Below are 15,324 nucleotides of genomic sequence, written 5' to 3'. Positions count from 1 at the left end.
CCTTGACGCTCTGCGCCCAGGCGGCTCGTGTCGGGTCGACGAATCGCACGCCGCCGCGTCGCGGACTGGTGAGGGCGTCGTAGGTGGCTAGCCACATTTCGCCCTGCTCGGGTGCCATCAGGGCGTGTAGGGTCACCATGCCGTCGGCGCGCCGCCAGAGCGACCAGGTGGTGTCGTCGCGGGCTTGCTTCTCGCGCGCGAGGATGCCGGCAGCGTCGAGGTCGTCCCGGAGGCGCCGGGCGCGTTTGTAGGCCTGTTCGGTGTTCATCCCCGGCGCCTCGATGAGCAACACGCGCAGGGCGGTGGTGAGTTTCTCGGCGGTGATCGCTTGATCGAGGGTGCCCAGGCCGCGCAGCAGCGCGTCGCCGATGCCGGGGGAGACGGTGCCGGTGGTGATGGCGTGCATGATCGGCGCCTGCCACGGCACCACCACCGGCGCGACCGGCGGCAATGGCATCACCGCTGCGACCGGCAATACTGCCGGGGGCGCGGCGCCCGGCAGTACCGCCGGGGGCGCGGCGATGGTCAGCGGTGGCAGATGTGGGTGCAGCGTGGCCCATGCCGCTGCTCGTTCCGCTTCTCGAGCAGCGTCACGCGCCGCTTCCTGTTCGGCTTCCGCGGCAACGTCGGCGGCGGTCTGGGCAGCCAGCACGGCTTCGCGAGCGGCGTCGACGGCGCGAAGTTCGGCAGTTTCCGTGTCGGCCATGAGTACCCCGACGGCCAGCAGCCGGCCAGCCTCGATGCGGCTGAGGCCGGTGGCGTCTTGCACCATCATGGTCGGGTTGCCGAACCCGTGCCGCGTTGCCAGCCCCGACTGTCCCAGCTCGGGCCGGGACCGCCGTGCGATCGTGCCTGCCAACAATGCCGCCGCCAGGGTACTCAGGCGCAGTAGCTCCGCGATCGGGCCACGAGCGGCGAGCACCTGCGCGTCAGAGAGGCTGCTGAAGTCGGCGCTGGAACCACCGAGCGCGGCCACCGCGGCCGCCGCCCGGGTGAGGTCCACTGCCCTGTTGTTCATGATTCAACTCAACACCCGACCACCGACATTCCCGAGGAAAAATCATGCTTGCAAGCGCTAAAACATCAACACCCGCCAAAAAATACCCAAAAAAATGTTTCCCCTGAGACGTCGCTCGCCGACGATGGCTGCGCCTAACACTTCCTCACAGCTGTGGTAGCCGATCACGGTCGCCAGTACACCCGTTCGTCCAGATCCCCAGATGGGTGATGTCGCCGACCCAGACCTGGTTGCACTGCGCCGGTGCTGCCCGTGTCGGGCTAGCTAGCTGACCGGGTTGGTGATGAAACCTTCGTCGATCATCCAGGCATAGGCCACATCTGTGGGTTCGGCACCGTCGACGTCAACTTGACGGTTCATGCCGCGCAGAACCTCGTCGGTGAGTTTGGGCGATATCTCGGCGAAGATCTCTTCCAGGCCAGGGTGGGCCTCGAGTGTTTCGGTGAAGAAGATCGGTGCCACATTGTATGCCGGGAAAAATGCGAGGTCATCGGTCAGGACGGTGAGGTCGAGCGCGTCGATGCGACCGTCGGTTGTGAAGACTTCACCGAAGTTGCAGGCTCCGTCATCGGTCGCGCTGTAGATCGCACCGGTGTCGTAGATGCCGATGTTGTTGTCGGGCACGCTGTCGGCGGCGCCACGGTCCAGCCCGTAGTGGGTGAGCATGGGGTTCATGCCGTCTGGGCGGGAGTTGAATTCGGCCTCGACACAGAAAGTGCGGTCCTCGACGGGCAGTGAGGCGAGTTCGGACATGGCGGTAATGCCGCCGAGCTCGGCGACTGCCTCACTGCGTACAGCCAGGGCGTAGGTGTTGTTCATCGGTGCTGGTGCGCCCCAGGTGACACCATTGGTGAGATCGATGTCGTGCACGGCTTGCCACATTTCCTTCTGGTCGGTGATCACTTCTGTTTGACCGAGATAGGTCAGCCAGGCGGTGCCGGTGTATTCCCAAAGTACGTCGGCCTGGCCAGAAAGAATGAGTTCGCGGGCCGGTTGGCTACCGGGCACATTGCTGAGGTCAGTGACGTCGAATCCTGCGGCAGTCCCGGCGAGCACGGCAATCTTGCCGAGCAGCAGCTGCTCGGTATAGTTTTTTGACGTGACCGTGAGGTTGACGCCCTCCGCGCCATCGAGCGGAGGGATCGACCCGGGTCCAACCGCAGGAACGTAGGAGGTCGCTGGCTGCAGCCCACAGCCGGTCAGGGCGAGTGCGGACAAAGCGAGGACACCCGCTGCCAGAGTCCAGCGGCCAGGGTGTCCGCGGCCGGTGTGCGAAGCGGGGAGGTGCATCTAGAGTCCCTTCGGACGAGCAACGTGTTCTACTACGCGGCCGATCCAGTCGATGAGGAGGGCCAGCAGAGCCACGAGTAAAGCTCCGGTGACGAGCACGGGGGTGAGGCTGAGATTGACGCCGGTGGTGATGAGGATGCCGAGTCCACCGCCGTTGACGAACGTGGCCAGGGCGGCGGTGCCGACGAGTAGAACGAGGGCGGTACGCACGCCCGACAGCATGACCGGCACGGCGAGAGGAAGCTCTACGCGAAAGAGCACGGCAGTGGAGGTCATCCCCATGCCACGTCCCGCTTCGATAAGTCGGCCGTCGACCTGTTGCAGGCCAACCATGGTGTTGCGCAGCACCGGGAGTACCGCGTAGAGCACGAGGCTCAGTGTCGCCGCCCAAAAGCCGAAGCCAACCCAGAAAGCGAGGAGTACGACGACACCGATCGCTGGGGCGGCTTGCCCGACGTTGGCGATCGCTTGCACCGGAGCGGTCAGAAACCGCAGGGGTCGTCGGGTCAGGGCGATTCCCAGGGGAATCGCGATGACCAATACGATCGCCGCAGCGAGGAGGGTGAGTTGGATGTGCTGCACGGTGTAGACCCAGAGTGCGTCCGGGGCGAGCGTGGTGAGTTCGATCGGCGAGAGGTTGGCCAGTAGCAGCCAGATGATAAGCGCGAAGAACGCAAGAAGGATGCCGGCTAGCTGGTAGACCAGTCCCCGCCAGGATTGCCATACCGCGCGGGCGTGACTGACCGGTACGGCCGGCGCGTCCGGATCGCCAGGTGCTTCGACGGCGGAGTCGCCGCCAGCGATGCCGGCTTCTGTAGTCAGGGTGCGGGTGCTCATTGACTGGCCCGCGCATCGGCGCCGTTGCCATCGGTCTCGTTCAGGTCGGCGTCGGCGGCAGGCGCCTGGGCTTGGAACACGCCGGTGTTCAGTCCGACGGGTGCTTGGTCCGACTCGAGCACGGCAGCGGTCTGTGACCGGGTAATGGCGTCCATGACGGTCTGTACGTCGATGACGCCCTTGAACATGTCGCGGCGGCCGGTGACAAGCGCGGCCCCGGCGCTGGAGACGAGCATTGTGTCGAGTGCGTCATTGAGCGTGGCGCGGTAGCCGACGACCGGAAGTTTCGGGTCGGGAACGTTGCTGATGACCTCGAGGCGGCCGAGGTTGCGCCGGGAAAGCCACTGAATGGGACGGTGACGCTCATCGACGATGACCGCGTGGCCGTGGCCGGCGTCGATGAGGCGGGCCAGGACATCCGCTGCCCGTTCGCCGGGGTTTCCCACGACGGCGTCGCCGAATCCAACCTCTGCTACCCGGGTAAGGGTGAGCTGTTTGAGGCCGGCGCCGGACCCGATGAAGTTTTCGACGAACTCGTTGGCCGGGTCGCCGAGGATGCGTTCCGGGGTGTCGTACTGTTCGAGCTGGGCGCCCTCGTTGAAGATGGCGATCCAGTCGCCGAGCTTGACGGCTTCGTCGAAGTCGTGGGTAACGCAGACGATGGTCTTCTGCAGTTCTTCTTGGATGTTTAGTAGTTCGTCTTGCAAGCGTAGGCGGGTGATCGGGTCGACGGCTCCGAAGGGCTCGTCCATAAGCAGTACGGGCGGGTCGGCTGCGAGCGCGCGCGCCACACCGACGCGTTGCTGCTGACCGCCGGAAAGTTCCTTGGGGTAGCGGTTTCGGTAGAGCGCCGGGTCGAGGGAGACGAGCTCGAGGAGTTCATCGACGCGAGCGGCGATGCGGGCCTTGTCCCAGCCGAGCATTTTCGGCACGAGGCCGATGTTGGTCGCCACCGTCATATGGGGGAAGAGCCCCCCGGCCTGAATGACATAGCCGATGCCTCGCCGCAGAGTGTCGCCGTTCATGTCGGTGACATCGTCACCGTCGACGACGATGCGACCCTCGGTCGGTTCGATGAGTCGGTTGATCATTTTCAGGGTGGTTGTTTTGCCGCAGCCCGAGGGGCCGACGAACATGACGATCTTGCCAGCCGGGATCTCCATGGTGAGACCGTCGACAGCGGGGCGCGCTTGGCCGGGGAAACGCTTGGTGACGTGGTCCAGCAGGATGCTCGCACCGGTGATTCCGGTCAGGGTGGTTGAACCATCGGTGCTGGTGGATTCTGCGTTGTCGGATGCAATGAGTTCAGACACGGATACCTCTGGGTGTGGTCAGGCGGCCAAGGCCGACGAGAAGGAGATCAAGAATAAGAGCAAGCACGACCACACCGATGACACCCGTCAGCACCGACTCGAGGGAGTTGGCACCGCCGAGGCGGGAGAGGCCGGAGAAGATGAATCGGCCCAGGCCTGGGCCGAGGGAATATGCGGCAATCGCGGCGATTCCCATGACCATCTGAGCGGATACCCGAATGCCTGTGAGGATGATTGGCCACGCCATTGGGAGTTCCACCTGCAGGAGCGTGCGGAACCGACTCATGCCGATGCCGCGGGCGGATTCCACGATCGACGGTGCGATCCCCGCCAGGCCCACGACCGCGTTGCGCAGAATGGGCAGAGTAGCAAAGAACGCCACGACAATGACGGCCGGAGCGACGCCGAAGCCGAGCGGCGCGATGAGCAGCCCGATGAATGCAAACGACGGGATGGTCAGGCCAATGGCCGACACCGAGTTGGCGATCCCGGTGAGCGCGGAACTTCGGTACACGACGGCGGCCAGCACGACGGCGATGACTGTTGCCAGGATCAGGCACTGCACCACGAGGCTAAAGTGCTGCCAGCTGCTGAACAGGATCTGCTCATACTGAGCCCCTAAAAAATCCCACACATCAATACTCCTTGGCTTCGATCACACATTGATTTACCGCCACCGGCACGGGCGCAACCGAAGGCGCCGAAGCAGAGCTCAATGGGGACGCAGGCGCAGAGCCGTGAGCGAAGGTGAACTTCCAGTCTCGCACGAGCACGCCCATCTGGGTGCAGCGAGACGTTACGGTTCAATCACGTGCGCCATCCGCTCGATGGCCCCGAAGGGTCACGGCTTGCCCGCACTCGATGGTTCTCTGCGCTCTCCGCCGTCCACGTCGCCGTCGCCACCTGGAGTGCGATCGAGCGTGATTGGTTCACGATCTGGGCAATGTGGGCACTCATGCTCGGGTACCTCATCGCTGTGATCACGCCCGGCGGCTGCGCACCCACCTGACCAGCCTGCCACCCGCTTGGTTCATCTTCGCCCTCCCTTTCGCCACGTCAATCATGGAGTGGAGTCCTCGAGATTTGCGGGTCGAGTGGTTCTCCTTGCCCCTGGGTATCTTCCAGATTGGGGCTGGCGCCGTGATCCTGAAGGGTGCGCGACGGCATGCTGCGCGCGTGCCTCCAGAATTTGGCCGCCGGAGTGACGGCACGCTCAACAGCTGGCCGGCAGCGTGGATCGGCTCGTGGCCTCTGCTCGCCCGGCATCGTGACCCTGCTGTTGGCGTCGGTCCTGGCCACCTTTACCGACCCATAGACCTGGCGGGCGATTCTGGTGATCATCATCGCGCTCATCATTATCCTGATCGGGTCGAGTCTCAAGCTCGCAGCGCGCGCGCACCGCCGGGCATCCGCTCACCTGCTGTGCGTGGGCTATCACTCGGCCATGACTTGGCCGAGTGCCGGCTGGTAACTCAGCGAGGCCTGCCCACGAAACGTGCGCGTGGTGCCAGAGTGACCACGGAGGCTCTCGATGGACTCGCTGTTTTCGGCTCTCAGCCCGCTCGATATCAGCCTCATCGACGCGCCCCTGCTCGGAACGCTCTACGCGGTCACCGGCTTCGCGTTGCTGCTCGTGCTGCTCGGCCCGTCCGGCGTGCGTCGCGCTGTGGTCACCGTCATTGGTGCCGTCGTCGGTGCGTTCGGCGGTTGGGCGCTGGCCTGGTTTATCACTGACGTCTGGGACCCGTGGGGTGTCTCGTTCTCCACCGGCACCCGCCTCTGGACCGCAGCCCTCGGGGCGAGCCTCGCCGTGCTCGTGCTTAATCTCGGCGGCCAGGTGCGCTGGCGCCGCGGCGTCGCCATTGGCGCTATCGGGCTCTGCCTGCTCAGCGCTGCGGCGGGAATCAACGCAGACGTTGGTCAATTTCCCACCCTGCGTGTCGCGCTCGGGCTCGCAAGCTACCCGCCACTTGATGCGGCCCTCGCAACCGCGAAGGCCCATGCTGAGGCCGTACATCCCGACTCAGCGAATGCCGCAACCAACACGGCATCCAACGAATCCGGCGTCGTCGGCACGGTCACCATCCCGGCCACCATCTCCGGTTTCGTCTCCCGCGACGCGCTGGTCTATCTGCCGCCGGCGGCGCAGCACGCGAACCCACCGGCCCTGCCGGTGGTCGAGATGCTCTCCGGGCAGCCGGGCAGCCCGAGCGACGTGTTCACGGCCGGCCGGCTGGCGGATATTCTCGACACATATGCGCGGGCGCATTCCGGTCTCGCCCCCATCGTTGTCGTTCCCGATCAACTCGGCGCACCGGCCAACAACCCGATGTGTGTCGACTCAGCGCTTGGCAATTCAGCCAGCTACCTCACCGTCGACGTCCCGGATTGGATCAGGTCGCACCTGAACGTCACCGCCCGACCCGCCGGGTGGACCATCGCGGGTTTCTCGCAGGGCGGCACGTGTTCCATTCAACTCGGCGCTGCGCATCCAGAGCTCTACAGTACGATCTTGGATATCTCGGGAGAGCTCGTTCCCAGCAACGGAAATGAAGCGCACACCGTGCAATCCGGTTTCGGTGGCAGCGCCTCCCGCTACGCCGCCGCTGCGCCCTCCGCTATTCTCGCCGCCCACCAGCCCTACGCCAATCTCGGTGCCATCTTTGTGGTCGGCGACGACGATATGCGCTTTCTGCCGGGGGTGCGCGGGCTAGCGGATGCCGCCCAGCGCGCCGGCGTCGATACCCACCTGTTCGAGTCACCCGGTACCGCACACGACTGGCGAACCGTTGAGTATGCCTGGACCACGGCCCTGCCAATCATCGCCGCACGTACCGCACTGCTCGCGCCGACCGTGATTGCGATGACGCGGTGACCACCAACGACATCACGAGCGACACCACCGCGCTCGACCCACCGGGGCGCGAGCCCGCGGGGGGCTCCACCTGGCACTCGCTTTCCGGATGGGCCCGTCAGCGACCCTTCTCCGTCTGCTATGCCGTCACCCTGCTCGCGGTGGGTTTTGCGACGGGAGCAGTCTCCGGACCGGCGCGCAGCATCCGTCTGTTACTCGGCACCGGCTACGAGTCGGTTATCGACCATGGCCACTGGTGGTCGCCGCTGACCTCGGTGTTCTTCGTCGACAATGGCGCTGAATTGCTGCTCGCGCTGGCCGGTGCGCTGATCGTGCTCGGGTTTGCCGAACGCCTGATGGGTACGCGGCGCACCGCCATCGCCTTTCTCGTCACAGCCACTTTCGGAGCTTTCATCGGAATCGGCGCGCAGTACCTCGGCGTAGCGGGCGGTGAGATGTGGTCGCGTGAAGTCAGCGAACTCTGGGCAATTGATCCGTTCACCCCGATCTTTGGCAGCGCGATGGCGGCCAGTTACTTCGCCGGGCCGCTCTGGCGTCGCCGAATCCGCGTGCTCGGACTGTCGACCGTGCTCGTGCTCGCACTGTACTCCGGCCAACCGTCCGACCTGTATCGCCTGCTCGCCGCGCTGGTCGGCCTCGGTATCGGATGGCGCGGGCGGCCGACCCCTCGAGTCAGCGGCTGGCGACGCAGCTCCGATCACGAAACCCGCACCCTGCTCGCGGCGATCGTGGGCATGGTCGCCGTTGGTCCGGTCATCACGATCTTTTCCGGCGCCCGGTTCGGCTTGCTCGCCCCGCTCGGCCTGCTGCTCACACAGGACGTTCCGACCGCGGGCGAAGTTGTCGATCGTTGCCTGCTGGGGGATGTCACCCGGCAGTGTGTGCAGGAACTCAGCCTTGAACGCATTGGCGGTGCCGGCCCGGTGCTCGTGAGCCTGATTCCCCTGCTGACCCTCGTCGTTGCAGCCTTCGGGCTGGCTCGCGGACGCCGCTTCGCCGCCTGGCTCGCCATCACGATCAACACTGGGCTGGCTCTTCTCGCCGGCTGGTACTTCGGGTTGCTGCCCATCTCCGGGCAACCCTACGTCTGGCAATGGCAGTCCGGCCGGTACTGGGAGGTCACCTTCATCCTCGGGGTGTCGGTGCTCGTGCCGCTCCTCGTAGCGGTGACCATTCTCGCAAATCTGCGCCACTTTCCCGTCGCCTCCCGCACCGGCCAGCAGCGCCGGTTTCTGCTCGTCACCTTCGGCAGCCTGATCGGACTCGCCGCAGCCTACGTGGGTCTGGGCTGGCTGCTCCAGACACATTTTCAACCCGCCGTCACGCTGCTCGATTTGATAGCGGATGTTCCGGAGCGGTTTATTCCGGTCGGTTTTCTGCGGCTCGAACGGGTCTCTTTTCTCCCGATCGATTCGGTGGCCGCCGCCCTCTACGACAGCGTCGGCGCCATGTTCTGGATCGTCGTCTTCGTTGGCGCAATCGTCTGCCTGCGCAGCGTCGTGACCGGATCCACCGCCGACGCGTCGGAACGACTGCGCAGCGTGCTCAACACCTTTGGCGGCGGATCGCTCGGCTACATGACCACCTGGACCGGCAATTCGCTGTGGTTCACCGCGAGCGGACGCACGGCCATCGCCTACCGGGTGGTCAACGGCATCGCTATCACGACCTCCGAGCCGATCGGACCGCGCTCCGAGGCCGCTGAGGCCGTCGCTTTCTTTGCTCGCATGTGCGACGACAACGGCTGGGTTCCGATTTTTTACAGCGTGCACGAGAGCTGGCAGGCCGTTTTCGCCTCGATGGGCTGGCCGACCATGCAAGTGGGGGAGGAGACGCTGTTGCGGCCGAGCAGCTGGAGCACGACGGGAAAGAAATGGCAGGACATCCGCTCGTCGATCAATCGCGCTGACCGTGCCGGGGTACGGGCGCTCTGGACCAGCTACCCGGTCTTGTCGCTAGCGGTGACGACACAAATCGCGGAGATCTCGGAGCAGTGGGTCCAGGAGAAGGAACTCCCCGAACTGGGGTTCACACTCGGCGGCCTCGACGAACTGCGGGACCCCGCCGTGCGTCTCATGCTCGCCGTTGACAGCGCAGACCGCGTGCACGCCGTGACGAGCTGGTTGCCGACCTATCGGGACGGCGCGATAGTCGGCTGGACACTCGACTTCATGCGTCGCCGTCCCGACAGCATCAACGGCGTCATGGAATTTCTGATCGCCCAAACTGCGCAGCGTATGCAGGAACGCCCGGAGATTGAGTTTCTCAGCCTGTCGGTGGCGCCGCTCGCCCCATCGTCCGACACGCGACAGGGCGGCATCGCCACCGGTCTGCTCCAGTACCTCGGTCGCACACTCGAGCCCGTGTATGGGTTTCGATCTCTCCTGGCGTTCAAGAGCAAGTTCCAGCCAGAGTTTGCGCCGGTCTTCATGGCGTACCCCGACCCGGTGGCCCTGCCCGAGATCGGTCTCGCGCTGGTTCGGGCCTACCTGCCCAGTCTGTCGGTGCGAGAAGTGGTGACCCTGGTGCGCGGACTCGGCCAATAGCATCCGCTCGCCGGAGCCATATTCGGCACGTGGTCGCAACCGCGCCAAACGGTGCTAGCCTGAAAAATGTGTTGAACGGGTCGCTCCTCCTTAGCTGCCGCGACGAGTCCTAATCTAAAGGCCTCCCTCGTCGCGGCGTTTGTCGTTGGCTGTACGACACCACGAGGAACAGGATCATGAAGAACAATCAGACCGCATCCACCCTGCCGATCCACCGCTACCGCCCGTACCACGAGCAGTTCGCCGTCGAACTGAGCGATCGTACCTGGCCGAGCAAACACATCACGGCTGCCCCGCGCTGGTGCGCGGTCGACCTGCGTGACGGCAACCAGTCGCTGATCGACCCGATGAGCCCCGAGCGCAAGCGCATCATGTTCGACCTGCTCGTGCGCATGGGCTACAAGGAGATCGAGGTGGGCTTTCCTTCGGCGAGCCAGACCGACTTCGACTTCGTGCGCAGCCTCATCGACGAGAACGCCATTCCCGATGACGTCACTATCCAGGTGCTCACCCAGGCGCGCGAGCACTTGATCAAGCGCACCTACGAGTCCATCACTGGTGCCAAACAGGCCATCGTGCACTTCTACAATTCGACCAGCATTTTGCAGCGGGATGTCGTTTTTCGCGAAGACAAGCAGGGCATCATCGACCTGGCCCTGTTCGGGGCTCGTCTCTGCAAGCAGATGGAAGCCACCATTCCCGGCACGACCATCTACTACGAGTACTCCCCGGAGAGTTTCACCGGCACGGAGCTCGACTTCGCCGTGGACATCACGAACCAGGTCGTCGAGATCCTCGCGCCCACCCCGGAACGCAAGGTCATCGTCAACCTGCCGGCTACCGTGGAGATGGCCACCCCCAACGTGTACGCCGACTCCATTGAGTGGATGAGCCGTCATCTGACCCAGCGCGAGAACATCCTCATCTCGCTGCACCCGCACAATGACCGCGGCACCGCCATCGCCGCCGCCGAACTCGGCTACCTGGCCGGCGCCGACCGCATCGAAGGTTGTCTGTTCGGCAACGGAGAGCGCACCGGAAACGTCGACCTCGTCGCCCTGGGCATCAACCTGTTCACGCAGGGCATCGACCCGCAGATCGACTTCAGCAACATCGATGAGATCAAACGTACGGCCGAGTACTGCAACCAGCTGCCGGTACCGGAGCGCAACCCGTGGGCTGGCGATTTGGTCTTCACCGCGTTTAGCGGATCGCACCAGGACGCCATCAAAAAAGGCTTCGAAGCGATGGATGCCGACGCGGCCAAGCAGGGCTGCACCGTCAACGACCTGGTCTGGGCCGTTCCCTACCTGCCGATCGACCCGAAGGATCTCGGACGCAGCTACGAAGCCGTGATCCGGGTCAACTCGCAGTCCGGCAAGGGCGGCGTTGCCTATCTGCTGAAGACCGACCACGCCCTCGACCTGCCGCGCAAGTTGCAGATCGAATTCTCCGGCGTTGTGCAGGCCAAAACCGACGCCGAGGGCGGCGAGGTGACGAGCGAGCAGATCTGGTACATCTTCAACGACGAGTACCTGCCGGCCACGATCAAGAACCCCGAAGCCAAGTGGGGCAGGTTCGAACTGCACTCCACCCGCACCTCAAGCGACCTCTCCGGCACCGTTGATCTCTCGGTCGAACTGCGCGACGGTGACACCGTGGCGCAGGCCACCGGTTCCGGTAACGGCCCGATCAACGCGTTCCTTGGGGTGATGGCCGAGCGCGGCATCGCGATCACGCTGTACGACTACGTTGAGCACGCCCTCTCGGCGGGCGGCGACGCCCAGGCGGCCGCCTACGTCGAGCTCGACGTGAACGGCAAGCGGTACTGGGGCGTCGGCATCGACGCGGACATCTCCACCGCGTCGCTCAAGTCGGTTGTCTCTGCCGTCAACCGCGGCATCCGTGCCGAGGTCGGCGACCTGGAGCTGGCCGCCGTCTAACACCGCAGCATCCGTTTTTCGCACACACGAAAGCCCAGTCCCGTCGGCGCGGTCCTGGGCTTTCGTTGCACCATCTAGATGCGGTCGGTGAGCGGGTGATCAGGCCAGCGCGGGCAGATACACCGTTCGGTTCGGGCGGCGCGTTTCCAGCAGCTCCCTGCAATCGTTGATCGCGTGATCAAGCAGGCTGTATAACCGGGCGTCCGGGTCGCCGATACAGGCCTCTCCGATACCCTGCACGGCGACGCGAATGATCGTGTCGGCGGTACGCGGAGTGAACTTGGTGCGCGACCACGAATGCACACTGCCGATGAAGCCGCGCGCCCAGCGCTCGGCATCGGTCGCTTCATCGAGGGCGGCCCGAATGAGAGGACGCATCCGCTCGGCCAGCGCCGGATCGAGAACGGATGCGGTGCGCTCGCAGGTGAGCACGCCCACCGCGAGCGCGCGCTGGCGTTCCAGGCTGGCCACCGGAAGCGCTTCGCAGCCGGCCCGCAGCGCGACCACGACTTCGATCCTTTTGTCGGATCCGGTCAGGCCGATGACCGACGGAATGAGCAGTGCGAGGCGCGACCTGGCCTCGTCTGAACTGCAGTCGTTGACCATCCGCGCCAGCGAGGCGAGCTCCGGGTGGGTGCACGCGGGGTGGTCGCTCCAGGACTCGCCAGCGAGGTAGGAAGCGAATTCCATGAAGCATCCACCACTTTTGGGAGAGCGATGTTTGCCACGCGAAAGCACAGGCATAATGTCGGGCAGGCTGCCCTGGACTGGTTTCATGAAAACCTCCACACCACGGGGACTATATGTTGACAAGTCTCCCCCCGTCCGGTCCGAAAATCCATAGCCAGCAGCGACTAGTGATAAAAAATCGCTGAAGCGCGGCATTCGTTCTGCGGGTACCCGCGCCGTGACCGCACTCCCAGCGGCAGAGTGGGATAATTGTTTGTGCCTGTCTATCGAGATGAAGCCGTCGTGCTGCGCACCCACAAGCTGGGTGAAGCCGACCGCATCGTCACCATGCTCACGCGGCAACACGGCAAGGTGCGTGCAGTCGCCAAGGGTGTGCGCCGCACCGGCTCCAAATTCGGGGCCAGGCTCGAGCCGTTCATGGTCGCCGACGTGCAGCTCTATGAGGGCCGCAGCCTCGATATCATTACCCAGGCGGAGTCGCTCGGCTCGTACGGCGCCCTGATCACCGCCGACTACGGCAGCTACACCGCCGCGAGCGTGATGGTCGAGACCGCCGACAAACTCACCGAATCCGAGGGGTCGTTGCAGCAATACCTGCTGCTCGTCGGCGCGCTGCGATCACTGTCCCGACAGGAACACGGTTCCCACCTCACTCTCAACTCCTACCTGCTGCGCGCCGTGTCAATGGCTGGCTGGGCACCGAGCTTTCAGGACTGCGCCCGGTGCGGCGCGCTCGGCGAGCTCAGCGCGGGTGGTCGACACAGCGCCATGGTCGTGCAGATGGGCGGCATCGTCTGCGACGAGTGCGCCGCACCCGGATCGCCCCGGCTGGATGCGGCGACCATCGACCTGCTCAGTGCGCTGCTGACCGGCGACTGGGAGCACGCTGCCGAATCGCCCGAACGCACCCAGAGTCAGGCGGCCGGCGTCGTTGCCGCCTACACCCAGTGGCACCTGGGCCGCGGGCTTCGCTCGCTGGAACACGTCGCTCGATGATGGCGAGTCTGTTCGGTCTCAAAGGTTCATCGCAGTCCCCGTTCACCCACCGCGACGCCGTCGCGTTCAAACCGCTCGACTGGACTGGTCTGTATCCGCCCGAACTGCCCCGCAAGGTCGTACCGGAGCACGTCGCCGTCGTCATGGACGGAAACGGCCGCTGGGCCAACGGCCAGGGCCTGACCCGCATCGAGGGGCACAAGGCCGGCGAGGCCGCCCTGCTCGACGTCGTCGCCGGCGCTATCCAGATTGGCGTCAAGCAGCTCAGTGTGTACGCCTTCTCCACCGAGAACTGGAAGCGTTCGCCCGAGGAAGTGCGTTTTCTCATGGGCTTCAACCGCGACGTACTGCACCGTCGCCGTGATCAACTCAACGACTGGGGTGTGCGCATCAAGTGGGCCGGGCGCAAACCGAAACTCTGGGCATCCGTTATCAACGAACTGCAGTTCGCCGAGCGGCTCACCGCCGGCAACGATGTGCTCACCCTCACCATGTGCGTGAACTACGGCGGTCGCACCGAAATAACGGATGCCGTGCGGGCGCTGGCCGAGGATGTCGCCGCCGGCAGGCTGAAGCCGTCCGGTATCACCGAGAAGGCCATAGCCCGGCAGCTGTACGTGCCGGAGCTGCCCGACGTCGACCTGTTCGTGCGCAGCTCGGGGGAGCAGCGTACGAGCAACTTTCTGCTCTGGCAGAGCGCCTACGCGGAGATGGTCTTTCTCGACACGCTGTGGCCGGATTTCACCCGCGTCGACCTCTGGCACGCTATCGAGCTCTACGCTTCACGCAACCGCCGCTATGGCGGCGCCGTCGATACTCCAACGGTCTGAATGCCGCCCGCCGATATTCCGAGCGGGGAATACACAGACACCGCCCTCCGTTGTGACGAAGGTGACTGATACGAATACGACCGCAGCGACCGCACCCCGAAATTCCGACCCGATCAAGGTCGATATCTGGTCTGATGTGCAGTGCCCCTGGTGTTACATCGGCAAACGCAAGTTCGAGGCCGGCGCAGCCCAATTCGACGGTACCGTCGAGGTGGAATATCACAGCTTCGAACTCGCGCCCGACACCCCGGTCGACTACGCCGGCACGCCGTCTGAGTACCTGAGCGAAGCAAAAGGCATGTCTCCCGGGCAGGTCGCCGAGATGCTCGAGCGCGTCACCGGCATCGCCGAGAGCGTGGGCCTGCACTACGACTATGATTCGGTGCACCAGACCAATACGGTCATCTCCCATGAGTTGCTGCACTACGCCAAGGCACACGGTCGCCAACTCGACATGAAGGAGCGTCTGCTGAAGGCCTACTTCATCGATGGGCGTCACGTCGGCCGGATCGAGGATCTGGCCGACCTGGCCGCAGAGATCGGCCTGGATCGTGCGGACGTGGTGCGGGCGCTGACCGCGCATGACTTTCTGGCCGATGTCAAGGCGGATGTCGCGCAGGCCAATGAATACGGCATCCAGGGCGTTCCATTCTTCGTCATCGATGGCAAGTACGGCATCTCCGGCGCGCAGGATCCTGCTACTTTTACCCAGGCTTTCAACCAGATACTCACCGAAAGATCAGAGGAGAAAATCGCATGAGCGACACCAACACCACCATCATCCCGCCGGTGTACACCGATGCAGCCGGTCGACCCACCATCCAACTCCAAGGGCTTACCGACGCGACAACCGACGAGGCCGCCGGTTCCTGCTGCGGTGGCGGCTGTTGCAGCTGATCTAAACGCATCTCACCCAGGCGCAGCCGTCGCACGGTCCATTCCGTGCGGCAGCTGCGCTTTTGTGCGCCGTCTGGCCTGCCGCTGCC

Annotated in this window: 14 protein-coding genes and 1 pseudogene; 9 read left to right on the top strand and 6 right to left on the bottom strand. The window is 64.6% G+C overall.

Features of this window, described 5'->3' with window-relative positions:
• The 5 genes and pseudogenes from E3T51_RS16885 to E3T51_RS11930 form a co-directional block, all read right to left on the bottom strand.
• Positions 1-1,018, bottom strand: a pseudogene (locus E3T51_RS16885) (hypothetical protein); the annotation flags it as partial.
• Positions 1,019-1,282: 264 nt separating this feature from the next.
• A complete protein-coding gene (locus tag E3T51_RS11945) occupies positions 1,283-2,308 on the bottom strand; it encodes a glycine betaine ABC transporter substrate-binding protein (RefSeq protein WP_134530026.1) in 1,026 nt (341 codons plus the stop codon).
• Positions 2,309-3,145 (bottom strand): ABC transporter permease, encoded by an 837-nt coding sequence (locus tag E3T51_RS11940; RefSeq protein ID WP_134530025.1) that lies wholly within the window; start codon positions 3,143-3,145, stop codon positions 2,309-2,311.
• A complete protein-coding gene (locus E3T51_RS11935) occupies positions 3,142-4,389 on the bottom strand; it encodes an ATP-binding cassette domain-containing protein (RefSeq protein ID WP_134530043.1) in 1,248 nt (415 codons plus the stop codon). Before E3T51_RS11935 ends, E3T51_RS11940 begins: the two co-directional genes overlap by 4 nt.
• A 61-nt stretch (positions 4,390-4,450) precedes the next feature.
• The gene (locus E3T51_RS11930; protein ID WP_134530024.1) at positions 4,451-5,092 is read right to left on the bottom strand and encodes an ABC transporter permease; all 642 of its coding nucleotides are present in this window, start codon (positions 5,090-5,092) and stop codon (positions 4,451-4,453) included.
• Positions 5,093-5,269: 177 nt separating this feature from the next.
• Here E3T51_RS11930 and E3T51_RS11925 point away from each other — a divergent pair, with 177 nt between their 5' ends.
• The 5 genes from E3T51_RS11925 (at position 5,270) to leuA (ending at position 11,822) form a co-directional block, all read left to right on the top strand.
• Positions 5,270-5,467 carry a hypothetical protein gene (locus E3T51_RS11925; RefSeq protein ID WP_134530023.1) on the top strand — a complete coding sequence of 66 codons (198 nt, stop codon included), beginning with the start codon at positions 5,270-5,272 and terminating at the stop codon, positions 5,465-5,467.
• Positions 5,468-5,791: 324 nt separating this feature from the next.
• Positions 5,792-5,929, top strand: a complete 138-nt coding sequence (locus tag E3T51_RS16795) for a hypothetical protein (RefSeq protein ID WP_166806454.1) — start codon at positions 5,792-5,794, stop codon at positions 5,927-5,929.
• A gap of 60 nt (positions 5,930-5,989) precedes the next feature.
• Entirely contained in the window at positions 5,990-7,333 is a 1,344-nt protein-coding gene (locus tag E3T51_RS11920; RefSeq protein WP_134530022.1) for an alpha/beta hydrolase, read from the top strand.
• Positions 7,330-9,879: a bifunctional lysylphosphatidylglycerol flippase/synthetase MprF gene (locus tag E3T51_RS11915; RefSeq protein WP_241989301.1), complete on the top strand. Its 2,550-nt coding sequence runs from the start codon at positions 7,330-7,332 to the stop codon at positions 9,877-9,879. Before E3T51_RS11920 ends, E3T51_RS11915 begins: the two co-directional genes overlap by 4 nt.
• A 176-nt stretch (positions 9,880-10,055) precedes the next feature.
• Positions 10,056-11,822, top strand: coding sequence for a 2-isopropylmalate synthase (gene leuA / locus E3T51_RS11910; protein WP_134530021.1), 1,767 nt, complete (start codon positions 10,056-10,058; stop codon positions 11,820-11,822).
• 99 nt (positions 11,823-11,921) lie between these two features.
• On the opposite strand, the gene E3T51_RS11905 is transcribed toward leuA, so the two are convergent.
• Complete coding sequence (locus E3T51_RS11905) at positions 11,922-12,512, bottom strand: hypothetical protein (protein WP_198417864.1); 591 nt, start codon at positions 12,510-12,512, stop codon at positions 11,922-11,924.
• 255 nt (positions 12,513-12,767) lie between these two features.
• On the opposite strand from E3T51_RS11905, the gene recO reads away from it, so the two are divergent.
• From recO to E3T51_RS16790, 4 genes are all read left to right on the top strand, one after another.
• Positions 12,768-13,508 (top strand): DNA repair protein RecO, encoded by a 741-nt coding sequence (gene recO / locus E3T51_RS11900; RefSeq protein ID WP_134530020.1) that lies wholly within the window; start codon positions 12,768-12,770, stop codon positions 13,506-13,508.
• Complete coding sequence (locus tag E3T51_RS11895; protein ID WP_241989300.1) at positions 13,505-14,338, top strand: isoprenyl transferase; 834 nt, start codon at positions 13,505-13,507, stop codon at positions 14,336-14,338. The genes recO and E3T51_RS11895 overlap by 4 nt, the downstream gene beginning before the upstream one ends.
• A 61-nt stretch (positions 14,339-14,399) precedes the next feature.
• Entirely contained in the window at positions 14,400-15,098 is a 699-nt protein-coding gene (locus E3T51_RS11890; RefSeq protein ID WP_233205678.1) for a DsbA family oxidoreductase, read from the top strand.
• Positions 15,095-15,235: a hypothetical protein gene (locus tag E3T51_RS16790; protein ID WP_158250881.1), complete on the top strand. Its 141-nt coding sequence runs from the start codon at positions 15,095-15,097 to the stop codon at positions 15,233-15,235. Before E3T51_RS11890 ends, E3T51_RS16790 begins: the two co-directional genes overlap by 4 nt.
• The last annotated feature ends 89 nt before the right edge of the window (positions 15,236-15,324 follow it).

Origin of the sequence: Cryobacterium serini, assembly GCF_004404025.1 — a bacterium.
Taxonomy (GTDB): Bacteria; Actinomycetota; Actinomycetes; order Actinomycetales; family Microbacteriaceae; genus Cryobacterium; species Cryobacterium serini.
This window is presented reverse-complemented; position numbering and strand designations above follow the sequence as displayed.

Excerpts from the sequence above, each read along its gene's own strand:
- E3T51_RS11945 (WP_134530026.1), bottom strand. The coding sequence starts at position 2,308 with ATGCACCTCCCCGCTTCGCACACCGGCCGCGGACACCCTGGCCGCTGG.
- E3T51_RS11905 (WP_198417864.1), bottom strand. The coding sequence starts at position 12,512 with ATGGAATTCGCTTCCTACCTCGCTGGCGAGTCCTGGAGCGACCACCCC.
- E3T51_RS11940 (WP_134530025.1), bottom strand. The coding sequence starts at position 3,145 with ATGAGCACCCGCACCCTGACTACAGAAGCCGGCATCGCTGGCGGCGAC.
- leuA (WP_134530021.1), top strand. The coding sequence starts at position 10,056 with ATGAAGAACAATCAGACCGCATCCACCCTGCCGATCCACCGCTACCGC.
- E3T51_RS11895 (WP_241989300.1), top strand. The coding sequence starts at position 13,505 with ATGATGGCGAGTCTGTTCGGTCTCAAAGGTTCATCGCAGTCCCCGTTC.
- E3T51_RS16790 (WP_158250881.1), top strand. The coding sequence starts at position 15,095 with ATGAGCGACACCAACACCACCATCATCCCGCCGGTGTACACCGATGCA.
- E3T51_RS11920 (WP_134530022.1), top strand. The coding sequence starts at position 5,990 with ATGGACTCGCTGTTTTCGGCTCTCAGCCCGCTCGATATCAGCCTCATC.